The following is a 22,641-nucleotide window of genomic DNA, read 5'->3' as shown; positions in this document are numbered from 1 at the left end:
CATGACGCCGATCCCTGAACTCGCGGACCTGATCAGCGCCGAAGAATGCCTGGCCACCGGGCGGGCGATCGCGGCGATGCAGGAAAGCACCGGCGCGATGCCCTGGTTCCCGGGCGGTCAGACCGACCCCTGGGACCACATCGAGTCGGCGATGGCGCTCAGCGCCACCGGCTTGATCGCCGAGGCAGAGGCGGCGTACGAATGGTCGCGGCGTACCCAGCGCGCGGACGGGTCGTGGGCGATCCGCACCGTGCTGGGCACGGTGACCGACCACAACACCGACAGCAACTTTTGCGCCTACGTGGCGGTCGGGGTGTGGCATCACTACCTGATCACCGGTGATGACCGGTTCCTGCAGAAGATGTGGCCGATGGTGTGCTCCGCCATCGACCTGGTGATCAAGTTCCAGGCGCCCGATGGCCAGATCTACTGGGGCGCAACATATCCACTGCCCGATCAGTCGTCCGGTACCTACCCGGGGATCTATCACGAGGCTCTCATCACGGGGAACTCGAGCATCCACCAGGCACTCGGATGCGCGGTATCGATCGCCGAGGAGCTGGGCCAGCCGGCCGAGGCGTGGGAGGCCGCGCAGACCAGGCTCGGACACGCGCTGCAGAGCCACCCCGAACTGTTCGCCCCGAAGTCCGAGTACTCGATGGACTGGTACTACCCGGTGCTCGGCGGTGCCGTCCGCGGCCGTGCCGGGCAGGAACTGATCGCACAGCGGTGGGACGACTTCGTTGTCACCGACCTGGGCATCCGTTGTGTCGATCATCGCCCGTGGGTGACCGGCGCCGAGACCTGTGAGCTGGTCTTGGCTCTAGATGCACTCGGTGACGTCGCGGACGCGACCGCTTTGCTCTCGGACATGCAGCATCTGCGAGATCCGGACGGCTCGTACTGGACCGGTCTGGTGTTCGCCGACGGCAAGCGGTGGCCGGTGGAGAAAAGCTGCTGGACCTCGGCGGCGGTGGTGCTGGCGGTGGACGCGCTGAGCCGTACGACGCCTGCCAACGGCATCTTCCGCGACGCCGATCCGCTTGCGGACGGCCCAGGTCTGCACAAGTTGGCCAAATATAGAACGTGTTACTGTCTGTCTGCCTAGACTGGTGTCCAGGCACCGGTCCATGACCGGTTTGGAGCTGCAGCAGGAGGCACGATGGACTTCGGGATCGTCCAGTTCACCAGCGACCGGGGCTTGGCTCCGGCCACGTTGGCACCTTTGGTGGAAAACGCCGGTTTCGACGCGTACTTCGTACCGGAGCACAGTCACATCCCCACCAAGCGGGATGCCGCCCACCCACAGACCGGCGACTCGTCGCTGCCCGACGACCGCTACATGCGCACCCTCGACCCGTGGGTGTCGCTCAGTGGGGCGGCGGCGGTGACCAGCCGGATCCGGCTCGGTACCGCGGTGGCGCTGCCCGTGCAGTCCGACCCGATCACCCTGGCCAAGATCATCGCGACGCTGGACCATCTGTCGGGTGGCCGGGTCACCCTCGGCGTCGGGTTCGGATGGAACCTCGACGAACTCTCGGACCACCACGTGCCGCCGAAGCGCCGTCGCACGATGCTGCGCGAGTACATCGAAGCCATGACCGCGTTGTGGTCGCAGGACGAAGCCGAGTTCGCCGGGGAGTTCGTGAACTTCGGTCCCAGCTGGGCATGGCCGAAAACCGTCCAGCAGCCGTCGCCGCCCGTCCTCGTCGGAGCCGCGGGCAACGAGAAGAACTTCAAGTGGATCGCCAAGAGCGCGGGTGGCTGGATCACCACGCCGGGCGAGCAGGACATCGAGGCGTCGGTGGTGTTGCTCAAGCAGATCTGGGCCGACGCCGGTCGCGAGGGTGATCCGCAGATCGTGGTGCTCGACTTCAAGCCGGTGGCCGAGAAGCTTGACAAGTGGCGCGAACTGGGCGTCACGACTGTTCTGTACGGAGTGCCCGACGACAGCGAAGAACGTGCCGGCGCCTACCTGACCAAACTGGCCGGGAAACTGGGACTGAGCCCGGCGACGGTATGACCACCGAGCGGGTCGTCGAGGCCTCGGAGTTTCCCGAACTCGGTTGTTACGGGCTGGCCGGACATTCTGCGAGCCCGCACGATCTCGTCGACGAGGTTCAGCAGGCGGAGAAGCTGGGTCTCGGCTCGGTCTTCTTGTCCGAACGGTTCAACGTCAAAGATGCTGCGGTGCTGGCCGGCGCCGCGGGCGCGGTGAGCCGACACATCGGGATCGCCACCGCGGCAACAAATCACAACACCAGGCATCCGCTGGTGACGGCGACGATGGCAACGTCGATGCACAGGCTCACCGGCGGCCGCTATGCGCTCGGACTCGGGCGGGGTTTCAATCTCCTGTTCGATGTGATGGGTGTTCCCCGGGTGACCTCCGCACAGATGGAAGACGCGGCCGGCATCTACCGCACCCTGTGGAAGGGCGAGGCGGTTGTCGGACACGATGGCCCGGCGGGGAAGTATCCGTTCCTGATGCAGGATGCGTCGTTCGACGAAGACATCCCGTTGATGTTGATGGCGATCGGTGATCAGACCCTCAAGCTGGCGGGTCGGATCGCGGACGGCGTTGTGCTGCATACTTTCTTCAGCGACGAGACACTCGAACGTTCGGTCGCGATCATCCGCGAGTCGGCGGCCGAGAGCGGCCGGGATCCGGCGACGATCCGAATCTGGTCCGTGCTTGCGACCGTCGAGGAATCGATCCCCGAGGAGTTGCGTCTTCGCAAACTCGTCGGTCGGCTGGCGACCTATCTGCAGGGCTACGGGGAGGTGCTGGTCCGGTCGAACGGCTGGGATCTGGCCGACCTCGAGCGATTCAGGAATGATCCTTTTGTGCAGGGCTTTTCGGGCGCTTTCGACGCCGTGGGCACAGTCGACGACTTGACCAGGATCAGCGCCCTGCTTCCCGATCATTGGCTTGCGGCCTCGGCCACCGGCGATGCGGCCCAGTGCGCCAACCGAATCGCTGACCAGTTCAACGCCGGCGCCGACAGTGTGATCCTGCACGGGGCCACCCCGACCGAGCTCGCGCCGGTACTCGATGCCTGGCGCTCCATCCGCCCGGGTGATCGATTCGACCGCCTGCCCGCCAACCCCGGAAGGGCCTTGCCGTGATCACCGAGATCGTGACCTCCGCCGAAGATCTGACCGCAGGCTGGGTGTCGGCAGCACTGGACCGGGAGGTCGAGTCGGTGGACGCCGCTGCGGTCGGGACGGGCCAGATCGGTACGTGTTTCCGGTTGAACCTCACCGGAAATGATGTGCCGGAAAGGCTTCTCGCGAAGTTGCCTGCGTCAGACCCGGCGACCCGAGAGATGCTCGCGGGCGTCTACCGTTCTGAGGTCCGGTTCTACACTCTGATCGCCGACACCGTCGCGATCCGGGTACCGCGTTGCTTCTACTCGGCGTCATCGGAGACCGGTGCGGACTTCACGCTGCTGCTCGAAGACATGAGTCCCGCCGAACAGGGCGACCAGCTGGCAGGCTGCACTGTGGATCAGGCCCGCGACGCCGTGATCAATCTCGCCGGCCTCCACGGCCCCCGGTGGTGCGACCCGACTCTGCTCGACATTGACGGGATGTCCATCAACGGCCCAGATGATGCCAAGATGATGGCCGAACTCTACGGTCCGGCGACGGAGATCTTCGTCGAGGCGCTCGGTGACCTGATCGCCGAGGAGGATCGCCGGACGTTGTGGGAATGCGTGGACGTCTGCGAGGCCTGGACGCTGGGACGAGCCGAACGCTTCGGTCTGGTACACGGCGACTATCGGCTCGACAATCTGCTCTTTCCTCCGGACGGCGGGCCGGGAGTGTCGGCCATCGATTGGCAGACACTGAGTTTGGCGCTGCCGGCACGCGATCTCGCATACTTTTTGGGCACCAGCCTCTCACCGCAGCAGCGGCGCGCCCACGAATCGGCTCTGGTCGCGGACTACCACCAAGCACTTGTGTCATACGGGGTCGCCGACTACGACCTCGATGCGTGCTGGGACGACTATCGGTTCGCGATGGTCCAGGGCCCTCTGGTGTCGGTGTTCGGGTGCGCATACGGAAGTCGCACCGATCGAGGCGACCGGATGTTCGCGGCGATGGTGGCTCGATCGTGCGCGGCTATCCGCGATCTCGGCACCATCGCGTTGGCAGCCGGATCACCGTCGAGCTGAAGGTCGGCTGATGCCAGGCGCTGCTGAGGGAAAGACGCGCGTGATCCAATGGGCCACCGGGGCAGTGGGTATCGAGGCCTTGCGCGGCATCCTCGACCATCCCGATCTCGAACTGGCCGGTGTCAGGGTGTACTCGAGCGACAAGCATGGTGTCGATGCCGGTGTGTTGGCCGGTCGATCGGCCGTGGGCGTCACCGCTACCACCAGCATCGACGAAGTGTTGCAGTCGGACGCCGATTGTGTCCTGTACACACCCCGCAGCCCGTCGATCGATGACGTGTGCGCCCTTTTGGCGTCCGGGAAGAACGTCGTGACAACATCATTCGGCTTTCACACCGCGCGTGCTGACGGTCCTGACAAGGATCGTCTACGCGAGGCCTGTGAGGCGGGCGGAACGTCATTGCACGGCACGGGCCTCAACCCCGGCAACCTCGGAGTGGTGTTGCCTTTGGCATTGTCCGGGCTGACGCGCGACATCACGGACGTGAAAGTTCAGGAGCGGGCGGATTGGTCGGTGTACGAAAGTCTGGACATAACGTTCGACCAGATGAAGTTCGGAAGTCCGGTCGGCGAGGTGACACCGGAGTGCAAGAGCCTGAAGTTCACCAGTGATCTGTTCCGGGAACAGGTGTGGCTCGTGGGGGACGCACTGGGCCTCGACCTGGACGAGGTGGTGACCGACCTGCAGGTGATCCCGGCGTCCGTCGACCACGAGGTCTTCGGTCGCACGCTCAAGGCCGGCACGGTGGCAGGTCAGTGGTTGCGGTGGATCGGTCGCTCAGCGGGGCACATCCGCGTCGAGGTGGAGGCCGTGTGGACGGTGGGGGAGCGCCCGCCTTCGAATTGGCCGGCGCCTCAGCATGGTTGGACGATCACACTCGAGGGCACCCCATCGGCTCAGGCCCAGATCGTCACACTGGCCAGTTTCGTTCGTGATGTCTCTCTGGCAGAACACGTGAACGCGGCCAGCGTCGCCACGGCCAGCCAGGCCGTCAACTCGGTGGCTGCAGTGGTCGCCGCACCACCGGGTTTTGTCACCATCGCGGATCTGCCCCTGATCCGGAACCGTCACGCGGTGGCCAGAGCGAGCTGAGCTGTGGTTCGCGTTCGGGCCGTGAACCCGTGCGGACGTGTTGTAAACGTTTGTCCGTACTGGGTTGTCCAGGTAATCGATCGGTCGGTGTGCATACGCGATGCCCAGTAGCCGAGTGTTTTGCGTTTGTGGTCCGGGCGGCAGGCAGCTTCGAGGTTTTCCTCGATCGTCCATCCGCCTGATTCGGGATCAGCGTGGTTGAACGGGATGATGTGGTCGATTTCGCAATCGGCGGCTGGTGTCGTGCATTCGGGTGCGCGACAGGTGCCGTCGCGCGCGACGATGAACTCTCGCAATGCCTGTGAGGGCTGGTAAGTGAGAGCTCCAGGTGGTGGTTCGGTAAGTCCGCCGTGGCCGTCGGCTGGGAGCAGCCCGGGTGGTGGCGACATCGCGCCGGGCTTACGATGGCGACCCTGAGCGAAGTTGTTCGCTTCTTGGAACAGCCCTTGCCAGGTGGCGTCGGCGGCGAGTTGTTGGGCCAGAGCGGGATCGATGACACCGTAACCCTCGAGAATCGGAACTCGTCCGACCAGTCCGGCCAACGTTTGGGCGTCGGTGTGGATCTTGATCAACGGTCTGGGTGATGCGGGCGCCGGGTGGCGGTCTTTTTCGGGGCAGTCATCGCGCTCGCAGACGCAATCGAGGTGGCCCCGGCCCCGCATGACTGCAACGAATGCGTCAGCTCGTCGCTGGTGAGGTTCACGTCGGTCGCGGGCACAGACGGAGTCCATCACTGCCCTTATCCGGCTGTCGAGTTCGGCAGCTTCGGCGGCGCCGATCGTAGCCGAGACGTGTGCCAGCCCGTTCAGATCTCGAGACGACCGATAGTCGCGATGCGGCTCTACTGATCTGCGTCGCTCAGCAGCACCGTGGGGGTCGGCGGCGATGACCAGCCGGTCGAGTTCGTCGCGCAAGGTGGTTCGAGGAAGTCGTTGTCGGGCAATGACAATCGCCTCGGATTCGAGTTCGGACAGCAGGTTGTTGTCCAGGCCTTGTAGCGCGGTGACGATCTCGCGGACATGAGTGAAGCCGATGTCTCCTGCCTCGAACGCCGCCCTCGTGTTGTGGAAACGGTCGCGTAGTTGCAGTCCGTTGTCGATGTAGATCCCGGCCATCGTGCGCGAGATGTCGAGCAGCATCGACACCTCGGCCACCGGAATACGGGCCGCTTTGTCCAGGTTCCCCGAGATGGCGAGTTCTTCCTGCACCCGCAGGTCTGCGAGTTCGACAACGTCTGCAGTCTTTCGTGCGAACCGCCGGTTCTCCTCGCGTGGAACCAGTAGCAAATCCTCGGCCAACTGTGTGATCCGAGTTCCCCCCTCGACCAGCATCATGACCCCAGTATAGAGACGGAGTCTGACATCTTTTCGGGCGAACGAGGTTGCCTCGCAACGTTTGTCAGTTCAGCATCGGCGGCCGGAGTGCCTACCCCAACAACAACTCGCCGCTCTTGACCCCGGCTACAACGCCTCCGTCGACGAGGAGGTCGGTACCGGTGATGAAGCCGGCCTTCACAGGGTCGAGCAGGAACTCGGCAGCGGCAGCCACGTCTTCGGCGGTGCCGAAACGGCCGGCCGCAGATTGGTTCACCATCGCCTCGTACGCCTGATGCGCAAACGAGGCGTTGAACTCGGCCCAGCCCATGGCGGTGGCGATGACGCCGGGGCTGATGCAGTTCACCCTGGCGCCGCGACGAGCCCATGCTGGCGCGGCGTACTGGACCCGTAGTTGATTGCCGCGTTTGCAGTAGCCGTAGGTCAGGGCCCGGGTCAGATCGTCCGGCAGACCCGTGATGTCGAGGATTTGGGCTGCGGACAATTCGTCGACGGGCGCTGTCGCAAGTATCTTTGCTGCCTCTTCGTCGACCGCGGCACCGAGGATATGGCCGGCGACGCTGGCGATGTAGACGCCGGCGCCACCCTGTTCGATCACACTGCCGAAGACATCCAGCGACAGCGCCGTTCCGACGAGATCCACCTCGATGATCCGCGCGGCGGGGGCCTGGGCGGGGGAAAGGCCGGCGGTGTGCACGAGCGCGGTGATCGAGCCGAGGCCGAGGGAGAAGTCGGCCAGGCGGCTCAGTGACTCGCGGTCGCTGACATCGACCTGTTGCGTGTGAACGTCGTACCCACTGTGTCGCAGCGATTCTGCGAGTGACCCGAGTCTGTCGACGTCGAAGTCGGCCAGGACAACCGGACGGCCGGTGCCCAAGCGCCTCGCTATCGCTTCACCCATGCCGCCCACACCGATGACAACCAGGACAGATTTCGACATGAAGAACTCCTCGTTTTGCCCGGTCGCCGCGGAGGCGCCGGGATTGTCTCAGGTCGGGCCGGACTGCAAGCCGGGCAGCACGTATCGGCGGATGTACCTCAGCACGGCCGCGTCGTCGTCGGGGTCGAGTGTGTCGCCGGGAACGGTCGCGATGCTGATGAGCGAACGCGCCACCCATTCCGAGGCCTCGACGATGTCGATGTCGGGATGGAGTTCGTTGTTCTCCTGGGCGATCTCGAGGTAGGGCCGCCAGAACGCGGCGAGGTCGGGAACCAGGCCCTGCACGCCCGCGCCCGCACAGGCCGCGAACTCCTCGGGCTCATTGACCCGCAGCTTCATCAACAAGGCTCCGGGAGCGTCGTATGCGCTGCGGCCGATGCGCACGCCGGCGGCCACCCGCTGGTCGAAACCCTCCACCTCGGCCAGTGTGGAGTGCGAATCCGCCCAGAAGGTCTCGTTCAATCGGACGATTGCGCCGCCCAGCAACGCCGATTTGTCCGGGAAGTGGCGATAGAGCCATGCCCGCGACACGCCGGCCACCTCGGCGACCTCGAGCACGGTGGTCGCGCGAATGCCTTTGGCAGCCAGGCACTGTTCGGCGGCATCGAGAAGCCGGTCGTGCACACTGCGGGTATCGGCGGTGTCGGTCACGGGCGATGGGTCCTCGCTGTTGTCGGCCGGGCAGGGGCAAACGTACCAAAACGCGTAGACAGATTCTCGATTCTGTGTACTCTCCGTGTGAACAGGTTCTAGTTTCTGTCTACTTCGCTCGCTAGGAGCCGCTATGCCAGGACCCACCACCGCCATCATCGGCGCCGGAATCAGCGGTCTGACCGCCGGCAAGATGCTGGCCGACTACGGCGTGCCGTACACGTGCTTCGAGATGTCCGACCGGGTCGGCGGCAATTGGGCGTTCGGAAACCCCAACGGGCACAGTAGCGCTTACCGCTCGCTGCACATCGACACTTCGAAACACCGGCTGTCTTTCCGTGACTTCCCGATGCCGGAGCACTACCCGGACTTTCCGCACCACACGCAGATCAAGTCGTATCTCGAGGACTACGCCGAGGCGTTCGACCTCAAGGACAACATCGAGTTCGAGAACGGCGTCAAGCATGCCCGGCGTCTGGATTCCGGGGGCTGGGAACTGCAGACGCAGGACGGGCAGACGCGGCTGTTCGACTTCCTGGTGGTTGCCAATGGGCACCACTGGGACCCGCGCATGGCGGATTTCCCCGGCGAGTTCACCGGTGAGTCGATCCACGCCCACCACTACGTCGATCCGCAGACCCCGCTCTCGTTCACCGGCAAGCGGATCCTGGTGGTGGGTATCGGCAACAGCGCGGCCGACATCGCGGTGGAACTGTCGTCAAAGGCATTGAGCAACCATGTGACACTCTCCACCCGGTCCGGTGCCTGGATCGTCCCCAAGTACATCGCGGGCCGACCTGCGGACAAGTACTTCAAGACCAGTCCCCACATCCCGCTGTCATGGCAGCGAAAGCTGGTGCAGCTCGGCCAGCCGCTGAGTGCGGGGCGACCGGAGAACTTCGGGCTGCCCACTCCCAATCACAAGTTCTTCGAGGCGCATCCGACGCAGTCGGTGGAACTGCCGCTGCGGCTCGGGTCGGGCGATGTCATCCCCAAGCCCAATGTCAGTCGCCTCGACGGGGCCACAGTGCATTTCGACGACAACACACAGTCCGACTTCGACATCATCATCTACGCCACGGGGTACAACATCACCTTCCCGTTCTTCGACGAGGACTTCGTGAGCGCTCCCGACAACCACATCCCGCTGTACAAGCGGATGTTCAAGCCCGGCATCGACGATCTGGCGTTTGTCGGATTCGCCCAGTCGACACCCACGCTGTTCCCGTTTGTCGAGTGCCAGTCCCGCCTCGTCGCGGCGTACGCAGCTGGTCGCTACCGGCTGCCGCCGGTGGCCGAAATGGAAGAGGTCATCATCAGCGACCAGCAGAAGTACACCGGGCACATGCTCGATCGTCCGCGGCACACGCAGCAGGTCGATTTCTTCATCTACGAGCACGACATGAGGGTGAAGGAATTGCCGACGGGGCTGCGCCGCGCCAAAGAATTGGGTGCACCGGCATGGGCGGGGGTGTCCTGAGATGAGTTCAGCCGAGAACACCTTCAGCGACGTCAGCTTCGATTCGAGTGGAACCCGTTGCGCTGCGTGGCACTTCACCGCAACCACTGATGCGCTCGATGGCCCGGCCGGCCGGCCGGTGGTGGTGATGGCGCACGGGCTGGGCGGCACGAAGGATTCCGGGCTGGCGCCTTTCGCCGCGAAGATCGCCGCGGCAGGCATGGACGTGCTGGCGTTCGACTACCGCGGCTTCGGCGACTCCGACGGCTCACCGAGGCAGACGGTGTCGATCAGCGGCCAGATCGACGACTACCGCGCCGCGATGACAACCGCGGCCGCCCTACCGGGTGTGGATCCGAACCGGATTGTGCTGTGGGGGGTCTCGCTGTCCGGGGGACACGTGTTGACCGCGGCCGCGGGCCGCGACGACGTCTGTGCGGTCGTCTCGCTCACACCGCTGGTGAACGGCGCTGCCGCCGGCCGGCTCGCCTTCGCGCACCACCCCGTGTCGGCCATCGCGAAATCCACTGCGGCAGGCGTGCGCAGCCGGCTGTCAGGGTTACGAGGCGGCGACGGGGTCATGATGCCGATCGTGGGCAGCCCGGGCGAGGTCGCAGCTCTGACACTGGACGGTTCTTACGCGGACTACATGGCCATCGCGGGGCCCAGTTGGCGCAACGAGATCGACGCGAGCATCGGGCTTGAGCTGGGTCGCCTCCGGGCCGATAAGTCGGCCAAGGATGTGCGGTGCCCGGTGCTGGTGCAGGTGGCGGACTTCGACCGCAGTGCACCCCCGTACGCCGCGGGCAAGGCGGCGTTCACGGCGCGGGCCGAGGTGCGCCACTATCCGTGCGACCACTTCGGTGTGTGGCCCGGTCAGGACTGCTTCGAATCGGCCGTGGCCCATCAGATCTCGTTTCTCCGCCGACACCTTGCGACACCGGCGAACGACGAACCCCGGCAAAAGTCGTCCGCTGCCGCCGAACCCGTGGCCGCCGGCTGACGCCGCAGCCGAGTCCGATAAACGTCCAGTTCCGACCAGATCGAGGTAACGATGGCCGACACGATTCAGCAACTTCTCCGCCAACGCGCTGACGACACGAATGTTGCGGTGAAGCACGGCGACCAGACGTGGACCTGGAGCGAACACATCGCCGACGCCGAAGCGCAGGCATCGGCGCTGATCGGCGTCGCCGACAAGGAGCGCCCCCTGCACGTGGGTGTGCTGCTGGCCAACACCCCGGACATGCTCAGCGCCATGGCGGCTGCAGGTCTGGGCGGCTACGTCCTGTGCGGTATCAACAACACCCGGCGGGGTCCGGGGCTGGTTGCCGACATCGTGCGTGCGGACTGCCAGATCCTGATCACCGACGCCGAACACCTGCCACTCCTGGACGGTCTGTCACTGCCGGGTGTGCGGATCTTCACCACGGACTCGGCGGAGTGGACCCAGCTCAAGCGCGACGCGGGACCTCTTGTCCCGCACCACGAGGCGCAGGTCACCGACACCTTCATGATGATCTTCACCTCGGGAACCAGCGGCGATCCCAAAGCGGTTCAGGTGGCTCACATGATGGTGCTGTTCGCCGGTCAGATGCTGACGGAGAAGTACGAACTGGGTCCGGCCGACACGTGTTACCTCTCCATGCCGCTGTTCCATTCCAACGCGGTGCTCGCCGGCTGGAGTGTGGCCGTCAACGCCGGGGCCGCCATGGCTCCGGCCACGTTCTCGGCGTCGCGGTTTGTCGACGACATCCGGCGATACGGCGCAACGTACATGAACTACGTCGGCAAGCCACTGGCGTACGTGCTGGCCACCGAAGAGCGGCCCGACGATGCAGACAACCAGCTCCGGGTGGCCTTTGGCAACGAGGCCACCGACCGCGACATCATCGAGTTCGGCCGGCGTTTCGGCTGCACCGTCTGGGACGGTTTCGGCTCCACCGAAAGTGCTGTCATCATCACCCGCGAAGAGGGCACCCCCCTGGGGTCGATCGGTAAGGGATTCCCGGGGGTCGCGATCTACAACTCCACCACCATCGAAGAATGTGCCGTGGCGCAGTTCGACGAATCGGGTGCGCTGGCCAATGCCGATGAGGCGGTCGGTGAACTGGTCAATCTCGAAGGGGCAGGGTTCTTCTCGGGCTACTACAACGACCCCGGCGCCACGGAGGACCGGATGCGTCACGGGATGTTCTGGTCGGGAGACCTGGCCTACCGCGATGCCGATGGGTGGATCTACCTCGCCGGCCGTACCGCTGACTGGATGCGGGTCGACGGAGAGAACATGGCTGCCGCACCCATCGAGCGGATCTTGCTGCGATTACCAGAACTCAATCGGGTTGCCGTGTACGCGGTTCCCGACGTCGCGGTCGGCGACCAGGTGATGGCCGCGATCGTGTTGCAGGACGACGCCACGCTCACCCCGGAGCGGTTCGAGGAGTTCTTGGCTGCCCAGCCCGACCTGTCGCCCAAGGCGTGGCCGCGGTACGTGCGAGTGGCAGAAGATCTGCCGTCCACCGCGACGAACAAGGTGCTCAAGCGCACCCTGGTTGCCGAAGGGCCGACCCCGGGTACCGGCGAACTGTGGATCCGGGAGGCGCGCGGCACCTCTTACGACATCGCCAGCACGGCGGTGCACTAGAGGGCAGAAGGGATCGGCGGGCCCAGAACAGCCGGGCCAGAAAGTCAGGCCCCGTACACGTCCGAGCCCACCCTGCGGGTCATCCGCCGGTATCGCGACATGGACCAGGGCCAATTGTGGGTGTCGAGCCCGTCCGCTTGCTTGTACCAGCTGTCGCATCCCGACGCCCACACCGTCCCCGGTTGCCTCGTGCGCAGGGCGGTCATGAAGTCGGCGAACACTTTTCGGCGCACTTCGAGGACGTCCAGGGCGCCACTTCGGAGACGCTTGACCGCAGCGACGACGTGGTCGGCTTGGGCCTCCATCAGGTAGATCACCGACCCCGAGCCGAGGTTGGTGTTGGGACCGTACATGAAGAACAGGTTGGGGAAGTCGGGCACCGACAGCCCCAGGTAGGCCTCGGGGGCGCCGGCCCACTTGTCGTGCAGTGTCATTCCGTCACGCCCGGTGATCGACACGCTGCCGGCAAAACCGGACGTGGCAAAGCCCGTGGCGAAGACCAGAACGTCGATCGGACATGGTCCGGCATCGGTCTCGACCCGACCGGGCCGGACACCGACGATCCTGTCGGTGGACACGGTGACATTCGGACGCTGCAGGCTCTCGTGGTAGCCGTCCGCGATGAGGATCCGTTTGCATCCGATCCGGTGGTCCGGAGTGAGTGCTGTACGCAAGTCTGGATCACGCACTGTGTGCCGCAACATGATCCGGTGGATCAGTGCCAGAGAGGTGAGCATTCGGGGCCAGCGCCAGAAGAACATGCCGAAGAACTCGAGGTAGAGCCACATCAGTTGTCGGGCGGCGCTCCTGAGCAGCGGATAGCGCCGGTACACCGCGCTGATGCCGGGACCGTACGAACCGTCCGGTTTCGGGAACACGAACGGCGCGGAGCGCTGGAAGACGGTGAGGTGTTCGACCTCCTCTGCGATGGCCGGGATCACCTGGACGGCGCTGGCCCCCGTGCCGATGACGGCGACACGTTTCCCGGTGAGATCGACATCGTGCCGCCATCGCGCGGTGTGAAAGGCCGGGCCGGAGAACATCTCCAGGCCGTCGATGTCGGGAACGACCGGGATGTCGAGTTGGCCCGTCGCACAGACCACAACCTGCGCGTCCACCCGGGATCCGTCGGTCAGCTCGAGTTCCCACCGGTTGTCGCGCCACGTCGCCGACGTGACGCCCACACCCAGACGGAACCGTTCGGTGATTCCGGCCTCGTCGACGCAGCGCTGGAGGTAGTCACGGATCTCCGGACCGGGCGCGAAGCGCCGAGACCAATCGACCTGCTGGGCAAAGGAAAAGCTGTAGACATGGGACGGTGCGTCGCAGGCGGCACCCGGGTACGTGTTGGCCTGCCATGTACCCCCGACGGCGTCAGCCTTGTCGTAGACCACGAAGCCGCCCTCACCGGCAGCCTGCAGTTTCAGAGCCACTGCGATGCCGGAGAATCCGGCTCCGATGACGGCAGTCCCGACCGATTTATGCGCCTGCGGATGGCGAGCAGTGCTCACCCCGGTACCACTCCACCCAGCTCGGCGGTGATGTCGTCTGCGGTGTCCCGGAGCCGGTGTCCGATGTCGCGGAGTTCGCCACCAGTGATCGCTTCCGGCACGTCGAGCAGGCACAGCGATCCGACAACCGTTCCTTCGCGGTCGAACACAGGTGAATTGACCGAGAGCGGCCGGTAGAGCTGGGCGTCGTCTATCTCACCGACGAGCATCTCGACGTTGAGTCGTTCCTCCTGGCCTCGGGTGAACCGGGATGCGCGCTCGGAACCGTAGGCGATGGATGTCGCCGAGACCGCCACGTCGCGGAAGGCCGCGGGCTCGGGCGGATACTGCTCCACCGCGAAGCGCCGGTTCCGGATGAGGTCGAGCACCGCCCGATACCGGCTCGAGTCCTCGGCGACAACGGGATTGCGGTCCAGCCACGCGGTGATGGCGAAGTCGTCGGCCCACGCCACCAAGACCGAACCCAGCGGCGGCCGATGGGTGATCTTGTCCCCGGCTCGCACACCGAGGAGCGGGCGGTCGTCCGGTTCGGGATGAGCGACCTCGGCGACCACGAGGTCGCCACCGGACGGCACGATCAGGCAGCACACGTTGCCCGACTCGATGGCCAACCGCGACATGGGTTTACGGGCCGGCGCGATCGCGTTGACGGCGATCCGCGCCGAGTCACCGACGGGGGCGAGCCGGGGTCCGAGCCGGTAGGTCTTCTTGGTCGGGTGTTTGACCACCCAGCCGACCCGGGTCAGCTCGGTCAGCATCGGGAACAGTGTCGCCTTGTCGGCCCCCAGGGTTCGCGAGATGTCGGCCAGGCTGCGTCCGTCGGTGGGGCGGTCGGCCAGGTACTCGACGATCTCGACCAATCGCTCGGTCTGGGGTGAACGTCTGACCATCAAACACCCATTGCTGCCACGTGTTTGAGGATGTCGGGATATCTGCGGGTGTGCGCGCCGCCGTTGAGGTCGAAGGCGGCTCCGCTCACCCACGACGCACGGTCTGAGGCAAGGAATGCGACCATCTCCGCCACTTCCTCCGGTTGTCCACTGCGGCCGAGGGGTGTGTTCTCGATGTAGTCCTCGGTGAGACCAGGAACCAGGGCCAGGCCCGCAACGAGTGGGGTGTCGACCAGGCCGGGGGAGATCGCGTTGACCCGGATCTTCCGCTCGCCCAGCTCGAGGGCCGCGACCTCGGTCAGCATCAGCACGCCGGCTTTCGCGGCGCAGTACGCTGCCATGCCCGTTCCCGGCTGCCGGCCGTTCAGCGATGCGATGGTGATCAGGCTCCCGCCGTCCGCGAGGTGTCTGGCCGAGTGTTTGGTCACCAGGAACGCCCCGGTGAGGCAGACATCGATGGTGGTCTGCCAATCAGCCAGGGCCAGGTCGGTTATGGCGCCGGGGATCGTGAGTCCGGCGCAGTTGACGACGCTGTGGAGCTGCCCGTGTTCGCCCACGATCTCGGTGAAGGCGCGGTCGACGGATTCCTCGTCCGTCACGTCGAGCCGCTTGGACGTGACCGATGGGCCGATCTCGGTTGCCCGCTGTGCGGCCTGCTCGGCGTTGATGTCGGCCAGGACAACGGTGTCGCCGCCTTCGGCCAGCAGTCGAGAGGTCGCGAGTCCGATTCCGGAGGCGCCGCCGATGACAAGCGAGACCTTGCTATGGGTGCTGATGATGGCTCCTGTGTTCTCGCTGGTGCCGGTCAGCCGACCAGCACCTGCTGCGGTTCGATGAGTACTTTCTGCTGATTCGACGGCGACCCCAGTTCGGCGATCAGCCGACCGAGGTCGTCGAGCCCGCCGCGCCCGGTGATGAAGTCGGAGACGTCGATCCTGCTTTGCTGCAACAGTTTTGCGGCGAGTGTGAACTCCTGCCTGGTGTAGTACGAGACGAAGCTCATGTCGATGTCCTTCACCACGCCGGCGACGGGCATGAAGCCGTCCTCTTCGAGGCACACTCCGGCCACCACGATCCGGCCGCGAGGTGCGACGGATTCGAGGCAGGCGGCGATCATCCCGCGCGACCCCACACATTCGAAGACGACGTCGAAACCCTCACCTGGGTGATCGGCGGCGGGATCGACAACCGAGGACGCGCCATAGACAAGCGCTGAGGTACGCCGGGAGGCGACCGGATCGGACACCACGATCTCGTCGACGCCTTGGCGGACTGCCCAGAACAGGATGGCGATACCGACCGGCCCCGCGCCGACGATCAGCACACGATGGCCGGGCTTGATGGCCCCGCGGGCAACGGCGTGCAACCCCACGGCAAGAGGCTCGGTGACCGCGCCGACCGCGGTGGGTGCGCCGTCGAATCGAACCGTCTCGCGGGCGCTGACCCGGATGTACTCCGCGAATCCGCCTGCGCGTCCACCCAGGCCGAACGCCTCGACCCGCGTGCATCGGGCCACGTCCCCGCACACGCAGGAAAGGCATGTGCCGCAACCGCTCACGGGCATCGCGGTCGCCGGCGTGCCGATTTGCCACTGAGCGGCGACATCGCGCCCGGCAGCGACAACGGTGCCGGAGAACTCGTGTCCCATGACCGTGCCGGCGGGCAGAAAGGGGGCGGTCTTGATGTCTGATCCACAGATGCCGCACGCGCTCACCTCGAGGATCAGATCGTCGGGGCCGGGTGTGGGATCGTCGACCTCGCACACCGAGAACGTCCCGGTGTCGACCACAGCTGCCCGCATGTTCGCTCCCCGATCACGGACGGTGCGCGCACCGTCCATCGATGCGACCCACGTCACATTTGTTCCGTCATTAATTCACAGCAGCGCGGTACTGTCAACGAGAACCCCGCGTCTGAGTGTCAAGTGGCGCAACCGCTTTCGAAAAGTGTTTGCACTGTGCAAATCGTTGGTGGGTCGAAGCGTGCTCAGTAGACTGCCGCAGGTGACCAATGGGGCAAACGGCGGCGGGACCACGCCGGAGCAGGTGACCGTCGGTGATCTGACATTCGACATCTTGGTGTCGCGGCCGGAGTCACCGCCGGCCGGGACTGTGCTGATGCTGCACGGGTTCCCCGAATCGCGAGCATCCTGGCGAGCTGTTGCCGACCTGCTGCGGGACGCCGGTTACGCGACGATCGCACCTGATCAGCGCGGCTACTCGGCCGGCGCCCGCCCTGTGGGGGTCGACGACTACCAGCTCGACGAACTCGTCGCGGACGTCATCGCGATCTGTGACGCACTCGGGCTGGACACCGTGCATCTCGTGGGACACGACTGGGGAGCTGCCGTCGCATGGACCGTGGCCGCGCGGCATCCCGAACGGATCTCGTCGCTGACCGCGGTATCCGTGCCGCACCCCGCAGCTTTCGCGTGGGCCAAGAGCGAAGACCCCGAGCAGCGAGAGCGTTCGGGGTACATGGAGTACTTCCAGATACCGGACGAGCCCGAGTTCAATCTGCTGGCCGACGATGCCGCTGCGCTGCGGATGGGTTTCGGGGATGCGGTTCCCGGTGATGTGGCCGACCAACATGTGCGGGTCCTCAGCGCGCCGGGGGCGATGACCGCCGCTCTGAACTGGTACCGCGCTCAGACCCCGGCGAGCGAAGACGTTCCCGTCGTCGACGTACCGACCACGTTCGTGTGGAGTTCGGGCGACATCGCGATCGCGAGGGCCGGAGCCGAGCGTTGCGGTGAGTTCGTGCGCGGCGACTATCGCTTCATCGAGATCCCAGATGCCTCGCACTGGCTGCCCGACGAGCATCCGGAGGCCATCGCCGACGCGATACTCTCGCGCATCGGCCGGTCGCCGGCCACCACGGCACGAGGGGATGCGCGGACATGACACCACCGATGAGGATGATTCCCGGTCGCTACAGGAAGGTCGCCTGATGGGCGCCGAGTTCGCGGTGCTCAGCGGAGGTGCCGGCCTGTCGCTGATGTCGGCGGTGCCCGGCCCCGACCTGGCCGGCGCCGGGTATGACGAGGGTGAATACGCGGTGTCGGGGGTGGCGACGAGGTACTCAGCCGCCGGCCTGCCGGCCGATGGCCGTTTCGACATCGAGCCGGTCGACGACGCCGAGTTCATCACCCGCGTGGTCACGCGAGCGCCCGCCGACGCCGAGCGCTTCAACGGCACGCTGGTGGTGGAGTGGCTGAACGTCAGCAGCGGGCAGGACGCGGCCCCCGACTACACCTATCTGAGCGAGGAGATCGTCCGGGGCGGATACGCCTGGGTAGGGGTGTCGGCGCAGTTCTCCGGCGTTCAGGGTGGTTCGGCGACGGTGGCCGTCGGTGATGGCGCGCCGAAGGGCCTGGTCGGTGCCGACCCGGAGCGGTACGGCGGCCTGCATCACCCCGGCGACGGGTACAGCTATTCGATCTTCTCCAGGATCATCGACACCTTGCGAAACGGCTCTGCGACCCCGCTGGCCCACCTCGACATCCAGCGGGTGCTGGCGGTCGGTGAGTCCCAGTCCGCGCTCGCCATGACCACGTATGCGAACGGTGTCCAGCCGCATGACCGTCTCGTCGACGGGTTTGTCGTCCACAGCCGGGCAGGTGCCACCATGCCGCTGGGGGAACCTGGTCGGGCCATCGATCTCGTCGCCGCTCTGGGCGCACCAGCCGTGCGAATCCGCGACGATCTCGACGTCCCGGTGATCCTCGTGCAAACCGAGACCGACATCTTGGGGCATCTCTGGTACCACCCTGCCCGACAAGACGATTCGGCCCGACTGCGACTGTGGGAAGTCGCAGGCAGTGCGCACGCCGACCGATTCCAGATCGGTGATTTCGAGACGTTCCTCGGATGTCCCACCGCGGTCAACGACGGCCAGCAACGTTTTGTCGTCCGGGCCGCCCTGCGTCATCTCGACGCCTGGGTGAGCGACGGGCGCGAGCCGCCTGCCGCCGAGCAGATGGCGGTGGACGACACCGGACCCACTCCGCGGTTCGTCACCGATGCGGTGGGCAACGTCGTCGGGGGAGTGCGCACTCCGAGCGTGGAGGTCCCGACGTCGGTCCTCAGCGGATTCAGCACGGCCACGGCGTCTCGGATCTGCCAGCTGTTCGGGTCCACCGTCCCGTTGTCCCCGTCTGAACTCACCACGATGTACGGCACACCCGAGGCCTATCTCGAGCAGTACACGGCTGCCGCCGACGAGGCGATCGCGCGCGGTTTTGTCCTCGCCGAGGATCGCGCGGAGATCCTCGGTGATGCCCACCGCGCCACTGCCGGGTGGTCGGCAGGCCGATGAAGGCGTAGAACGAACGTTCAGATCGACTGATCGCCGGGTGAGACCGCGGCCGCGGGCGGTAGAACTGTGGTCGTGAAACTGTTGCTGCTGGCCGACACCCACATCCCCAAGCGCGCCAAAGACCTTCCCGCGGTCGTGTGGGATGAAGTCGACCGGGCCGATGTGGTGATCCACGCCGGTGACTGGGTCGACCTGGCAAGCTTCGAAGCACTCGAGCGTCGGGCGAAACGACTGATCGCGTGCTGGGGGAACAACGACGGCCCTGATCTGCGGTCACGCATGCCCGAGCGCGCCGATGTGACCCTCGGCGGGCTGCGTTTCACGGTCACGCATGAGACCGGCGCATCAGTGGGTCGGGAGAAACGGATGTCGGTCGCGTACCCCGACACCGATGTCCTGGTGTTCGGTCACAGCCACATCCCGTGGGACACCACGACGGGTACGGGTCTGCGTCTACTCAATCCCGGCTCGCCCACCGACCGGCGCAGGCAGCCGTATTGCACGTACATGACTGCTCGCGTGGTCGATGGCGACCTCGGCGATGTCGTTCTGCACCGGATCGAGAGGTGAACCGCTGACGCCAGGCCCGTGGCCGGACGTCAGCGATCAGGAGTCAGGCCGGTAGCGGCTGACCCGGTGTTCCGCTGTCGCGACGCAGCACCCGGAGCGACCCCTGCGCGCCGACCTCGGTGAACTGCCCTGTCTGCAGGGCCTTCTCGTAGATCTCGAACGGTGGCCGGCCACCGTCCTCGGGGTTCGGGAAGACGTCGTGGATGAGCAGGGCGCCGCCCACCCGCACCCACGGTGCCCACCCCGCAAGATCGTTCTGGGCTGCTTCGCTGCTGTGGCCACCGTCGATGAACACGAAGTCCGCGGCCCGGCCCCAGACCTTTGCCGCCGCCGTCGAGGTGGCGAGCAGTCCGATCACCGTCTCTTCGAGACCGGCGTCCCACATGGTGCGCCGGAACCGGGCCGAGGTGTCCAGTGTTCCCGTGTGCGGGTCCACCAGCGAGGTGTCGTGGTATTCCCAGCCGGGCTGATGTTCTTCGGAGCCGCGATGGTGGTCGATGGTGACGATGGTGGCGCCGGTCGGTTCTGCGGCGGCTCCGAGGAAGACGGTCGACTTGCCGCAGTAGGTTCCGATCTCCACCCCGATGCCCACCGCGTCGGGAGCCGACAGGTATTGCTGCGCAACCCGATACAGCGCGACGGCCTCGTCGATCGGCATGAAGCCGGGAGCCTCGGCCGCGGCGTGCAGGTGCCGTTCGCTCGGCTGGTCGTTTCGGGTTTCGGATACAGATGTCATACCGGTGATCCTATCGGCGCCTCCGCGTAGGGTTGTGCGTTATGAAGGCGCAGATACTCACCGAAGAAACCGGCCCGAGCGGATTGTCCCTGAACGAGGTCCCGGACCCGGAGCCCACCGGCACCCAGGTGCTGGTCGACATCAAGTCCTGCGGCGTCTGCTTCCCCGACCTCCTGATGAGCCAGGGCAAGTACCAGCTCAAGGTGCCGACTCCGTTCACGCCGGGCACCGAGGTGGCGGGTGTCGTGTCGTGGGTGCCCGAGGGATCCGACCTGTCGGTGGGCGACCGGGTTCTTGTCATGTCGGTGGTCGGCGGTTTTGCCGAGAAGGTGGCTGCGGCGCCCGAGCAATTGCTGCCCATCCCGGACGGCCTCACATTCGACGAGGGTGCCGCCATGGGCATCAACTTCCAGACCGCGCTGTTCGCGCTGAAGACACGTGCCCATCTCGAACCGGGTGAGACCGTCGGCGTTCTCGGTAGCGCCGGGGGCGTGGGCGTGGCAACCATTCGCGTGGCAAAGGCGATGGGCGCCAGGGTGATCGCCATCGTGCATCGCACCGGTGCCGAAGAGATGCTGCGGGAGATGGGCGCCGACGAGGTGGTTCAGCTCGAGGAAGGCTGGGGCTCGCGGATCAAGGAACTCACCGGCAACGGTGTCGACGTCCTGATCGACCCGGTGGGGGGCGAGGTGTTCGACGAGGCGCTGCGTCAGGTGGCCCCTGACGGCCGGTTCGTGGTCATCGGGTTCGCGGCAGGCGGTATCCCTACGGTCAAGTTGAACCGGGTGCTGTTCCGGAACATCTCGGTGGTCGGCGCTGCCTGGGGCGAGTACGTCCGCACCCACCCCGGACTTCCGGCGCAGATCCACCAGGAGCTGACCACCATGATCGCCGACGGCATGCGGCCACCGGTGAACGTGACCTATGAACTGGCCGATCTGCCCCAAGCTCTCGACGACCTGGCGGCAGGCAAGGTCCTCGGCAAGGCGGTAGTCAAGATATCGGAATAGTGGGAGTGGAAAACAATGTGTCGCAACATAACTGAGCTTCGTGGACTCGAACCTCCGGCCACCGACGTTGAGATCGAGGCCGCGGCCCGCCAGTACGTCCGCAAGGTCAGCGGCGTGCAGAAGCCGTCGGAGGCGAACCAGCAGGCGTTCGAACTCGCGGTCCTGCGGGTGACCGCTGCGACGCAGGAGTTGCTCCAGTCATTGCCGCCCCGACGGCAGCCCCCCAAAACCGTTCCGCCCCTGCGTCGTCCCGAGGTGCAGGCGCGGATCGCGGCGCGAGCGGCGCGCGGAGCCTAGTCGAGTCCGAACAACTCCGACGCGTTGTGGTGCAGCACCCGGCGTAACCACTCGTCGCCCATGTCGAGTCGGGTGACCGCACGAAGTGCCGTTGCGTAGCCGTAGGGGATGTTGGGGAAGTCGCTGCCCCACAGGACGCGGTGGCCCAGATCGGCCAGCTGTGCCCTGCGGTCGTCGGGAAACGGTGCCATCTTTTCGGCGAAGTCGGTGAATGCCATCGTCGTGTCGAGATGAATCCGTTCGTGGCGGCTCGCGATATCGAGGAAGTCCGCGTACTCCGGCATGCCCATGTGCGCGATGATCAACGTCAGCGTCGGAAACCGCTGCAACAGTTCGGCGATGGGCTCCGGGCCGGTGAAGGTTCCCGGCGCCGGGCCTGATCCGCAATGGATGACAACCGGTGTCCCCGCATCGGCGATGGCACCCCACACCCGATCGAGCAGTGGGTCGAGCGGACTGTAGTCGCCGACCTGGATATGCGATTTGAACACCGATGTGCCCGATTCGATCGCTGCGGCGACGTATGCCGGCGCAGAGGGCTCCGGGTAGAACGTGGCAGTTCGCAGACAGTCGGGGGTGTGTGACGCGAACTCCGCGGCCCAGCTGTTGAGCCAGGCGGCCATGTCGGGTTTGTGCGGGTAGATCATCGACGTGAACGTCGTGACCCCGAAATCGCGCAGTGTCTGTACTCGCTGTTGTTCGTCGGTGCGGTAGGTGATCGGCCACTGCCTTCCGACGAGCGGGCCGGCGGCGTCGAAATAGGCCCAGACCTTGTCCATCACCGACTTCGGCATGAAATGGGTGTGGACGTCGATCATTCCGGGGAGGTCCAGGTCGCTCCAGATCCTGCGAACGGCGTGCACCTCGGCCGGTGACGAGGGAGAAGGCTCGCACACCTCGCCCACGCTACCGACCGCGCGGCCGTGGTCGACATCGGCTCGATGGACTCATGTCCAGACACCTGTATGTTCTAATGGTCGGAGTCCGGCGGGGAACTGCCCCGCGAGT

At 65.7% G+C, this 22,641-nt stretch carries 22 protein-coding genes; 13 read left to right on the top strand and 9 right to left on the bottom strand.

What is annotated here, in order from left to right; all coding sequences use genetic code 11:
* Position 1 precedes the first annotated feature (1 nt).
* Genes WIMU1_RS17315 through WIMU1_RS17295 form a run of 5 tightly spaced genes read left to right on the top strand, consistent with a single transcriptional unit; the run spans position 2 to position 5,274 of the window.
* Positions 2-1,108 (top strand): prenyltransferase-like family protein, encoded by a 1,107-nt coding sequence (locus WIMU1_RS17315; RefSeq protein WP_023954164.1) that lies wholly within the window; start codon positions 2-4, stop codon positions 1,106-1,108.
* A 54-nt stretch (positions 1,109-1,162) separates the two neighbouring features.
* Positions 1,163-2,023 (top strand): LLM class F420-dependent oxidoreductase, encoded by an 861-nt coding sequence (locus WIMU1_RS17310; RefSeq protein WP_023954162.1) that lies wholly within the window; start codon positions 1,163-1,165, stop codon positions 2,021-2,023.
* A complete protein-coding gene (locus WIMU1_RS17305; protein WP_062799017.1) occupies positions 2,020-3,129 on the top strand; it encodes a TIGR03857 family LLM class F420-dependent oxidoreductase in 1,110 nt (369 codons plus the stop codon). Before WIMU1_RS17310 ends, WIMU1_RS17305 begins: the two co-directional genes overlap by 4 nt.
* A complete protein-coding gene (locus WIMU1_RS17300; RefSeq protein ID WP_245968938.1) occupies positions 3,126-4,181 on the top strand; it encodes a phosphotransferase in 1,056 nt (351 codons plus the stop codon). The genes WIMU1_RS17305 and WIMU1_RS17300 overlap by 4 nt, the downstream gene beginning before the upstream one ends.
* 10 nt (positions 4,182-4,191) lie before the next feature.
* Positions 4,192-5,274 (top strand): NAD(P)H-dependent amine dehydrogenase family protein, encoded by a 1,083-nt coding sequence (locus tag WIMU1_RS17295; protein ID WP_062799015.1) that lies wholly within the window; start codon positions 4,192-4,194, stop codon positions 5,272-5,274.
* Here WIMU1_RS17295 and WIMU1_RS17290 read toward each other — a convergent pair.
* The 3 genes from WIMU1_RS17290 to WIMU1_RS17280 form a co-directional block, all read right to left on the bottom strand.
* On the bottom strand, positions 5,250-6,608 hold the full coding sequence (locus WIMU1_RS17290; protein ID WP_062799013.1) for an HNH endonuclease signature motif containing protein: 1,359 nt from the start codon (positions 6,606-6,608) through the stop codon (positions 5,250-5,252). The two genes, WIMU1_RS17295 and WIMU1_RS17290, sit on opposite strands and share 25 nt — an antisense overlap.
* A gap of 91 nt (positions 6,609-6,699) precedes the next feature.
* Positions 6,700-7,548 carry an SDR family oxidoreductase gene (locus tag WIMU1_RS17285; RefSeq protein WP_062799011.1) on the bottom strand — a complete coding sequence of 283 codons (849 nt, stop codon included), beginning with the start codon at positions 7,546-7,548 and terminating at the stop codon, positions 6,700-6,702.
* Positions 7,549-7,596: 48 nt separating this feature from the next.
* Positions 7,597-8,199, bottom strand: coding sequence for a TetR/AcrR family transcriptional regulator (locus WIMU1_RS17280; protein WP_062799009.1), 603 nt, complete (start codon positions 8,197-8,199; stop codon positions 7,597-7,599).
* 133 nt (positions 8,200-8,332) lie between these two features.
* Between WIMU1_RS17280 and WIMU1_RS17275 the strand changes: the two genes are divergently transcribed.
* Genes WIMU1_RS17275 through fadD1 form a run of 3 tightly spaced genes read left to right on the top strand, consistent with a single transcriptional unit; the run spans position 8,333 to position 12,302 of the window.
* The gene (locus WIMU1_RS17275; RefSeq protein ID WP_062799007.1) at positions 8,333-9,679 is read left to right on the top strand and encodes a flavin-containing monooxygenase; all 1,347 of its coding nucleotides are present in this window, start codon (positions 8,333-8,335) and stop codon (positions 9,677-9,679) included.
* A gap of 1 nt (position 9,680) precedes the next feature.
* A complete protein-coding gene (locus tag WIMU1_RS17270) occupies positions 9,681-10,661 on the top strand; it encodes an alpha/beta hydrolase (RefSeq protein ID WP_062799003.1) in 981 nt (326 codons plus the stop codon).
* Between the two features lie 51 nt (positions 10,662-10,712).
* Complete coding sequence (gene fadD1, locus WIMU1_RS17265; protein ID WP_062799001.1) at positions 10,713-12,302, top strand: fatty-acid--CoA ligase FadD1; 1,590 nt, start codon at positions 10,713-10,715, stop codon at positions 12,300-12,302.
* Positions 12,303-12,346: 44 nt separating this feature from the next.
* Here fadD1 and WIMU1_RS17260 read toward each other — a convergent pair whose 3' ends face one another.
* From WIMU1_RS17260 to WIMU1_RS17245, 4 genes are read right to left on the bottom strand one after another with little or no spacing between them, the layout of a single operon-like run.
* Positions 12,347-13,813, bottom strand: a complete 1,467-nt coding sequence (locus WIMU1_RS17260) for a flavin-containing monooxygenase (RefSeq protein WP_062798999.1) — start codon at positions 13,811-13,813, stop codon at positions 12,347-12,349.
* Entirely contained in the window at positions 13,810-14,703 is an 894-nt protein-coding gene (locus WIMU1_RS17255; RefSeq protein ID WP_062798997.1) for an IclR family transcriptional regulator, read from the bottom strand. Before WIMU1_RS17255 ends, WIMU1_RS17260 begins: the two co-directional genes overlap by 4 nt.
* The gene (locus WIMU1_RS17250) at positions 14,703-15,479 is read right to left on the bottom strand and encodes an SDR family NAD(P)-dependent oxidoreductase (RefSeq protein WP_062799253.1); all 777 of its coding nucleotides are present in this window, start codon (positions 15,477-15,479) and stop codon (positions 14,703-14,705) included. The genes WIMU1_RS17255 and WIMU1_RS17250 overlap by 1 nt, the downstream gene beginning before the upstream one ends.
* Positions 15,480-15,508: 29 nt before the next feature.
* On the bottom strand, positions 15,509-16,561 hold the full coding sequence (locus WIMU1_RS17245; protein ID WP_307715142.1) for an alcohol dehydrogenase catalytic domain-containing protein: 1,053 nt from the start codon (positions 16,559-16,561) through the stop codon (positions 15,509-15,511).
* A gap of 145 nt (positions 16,562-16,706) precedes the next feature.
* Here WIMU1_RS17245 and WIMU1_RS17240 point away from each other — a divergent pair, with 145 nt between their 5' ends.
* From WIMU1_RS17240 to WIMU1_RS17230, 3 genes are all read left to right on the top strand, one after another.
* Entirely contained in the window at positions 16,707-17,606 is a 900-nt protein-coding gene (locus tag WIMU1_RS17240) for an alpha/beta fold hydrolase (protein ID WP_062799249.1), read from the top strand.
* Entirely contained in the window at positions 17,593-19,020 is a 1,428-nt protein-coding gene (locus WIMU1_RS17235; RefSeq protein WP_245968939.1) for an alpha/beta hydrolase domain-containing protein, read from the top strand. Before WIMU1_RS17240 ends, WIMU1_RS17235 begins: the two co-directional genes overlap by 14 nt.
* A 72-nt stretch (positions 19,021-19,092) precedes the next feature.
* Positions 19,093-19,590: a metallophosphoesterase family protein gene (locus tag WIMU1_RS17230; RefSeq protein ID WP_062799246.1), complete on the top strand. Its 498-nt coding sequence runs from the start codon at positions 19,093-19,095 to the stop codon at positions 19,588-19,590.
* Positions 19,591-19,633: 43 nt separating this feature from the next.
* Here the strand turns inward: WIMU1_RS17230 and WIMU1_RS17225 are convergent, their stop codons facing one another.
* The gene (locus WIMU1_RS17225) at positions 19,634-20,326 is read right to left on the bottom strand and encodes a class I SAM-dependent methyltransferase (RefSeq protein WP_030165055.1); all 693 of its coding nucleotides are present in this window, start codon (positions 20,324-20,326) and stop codon (positions 19,634-19,636) included.
* A 41-nt stretch (positions 20,327-20,367) separates the two neighbouring features.
* On the opposite strand from WIMU1_RS17225, the gene WIMU1_RS17220 reads away from it, so the two are divergent.
* Both WIMU1_RS17220 and WIMU1_RS17215 read left to right on the top strand, forming a co-directional pair.
* Positions 20,368-21,336, top strand: coding sequence for an NADPH:quinone oxidoreductase family protein (locus tag WIMU1_RS17220; protein WP_062798995.1), 969 nt, complete (start codon positions 20,368-20,370; stop codon positions 21,334-21,336).
* 15 nt (positions 21,337-21,351) lie between these two features.
* A complete protein-coding gene (locus WIMU1_RS17215; protein WP_062798993.1) occupies positions 21,352-21,633 on the top strand; it encodes a DUF2277 domain-containing protein in 282 nt (93 codons plus the stop codon).
* Here WIMU1_RS17215 and WIMU1_RS17210 read toward each other — a convergent pair.
* Complete coding sequence (locus WIMU1_RS17210; RefSeq protein ID WP_062799244.1) at positions 21,630-22,529, bottom strand: amidohydrolase family protein; 900 nt, start codon at positions 22,527-22,529, stop codon at positions 21,630-21,632. The genes WIMU1_RS17215 and WIMU1_RS17210 overlap by 4 nt on opposite strands.
* Between the last annotated feature and the right edge of the window lie 112 nt (positions 22,530-22,641).

Source organism: Williamsia muralis NBRC 105860 (assembly GCF_001598915.1).
Lineage (GTDB): Bacteria > Actinomycetota > Actinomycetes > Mycobacteriales > Mycobacteriaceae > Williamsia > Williamsia muralis.
Note: the sequence above shows the minus strand (reverse complement) of the source record. Positions and strands in the feature narration are given on the sequence as shown.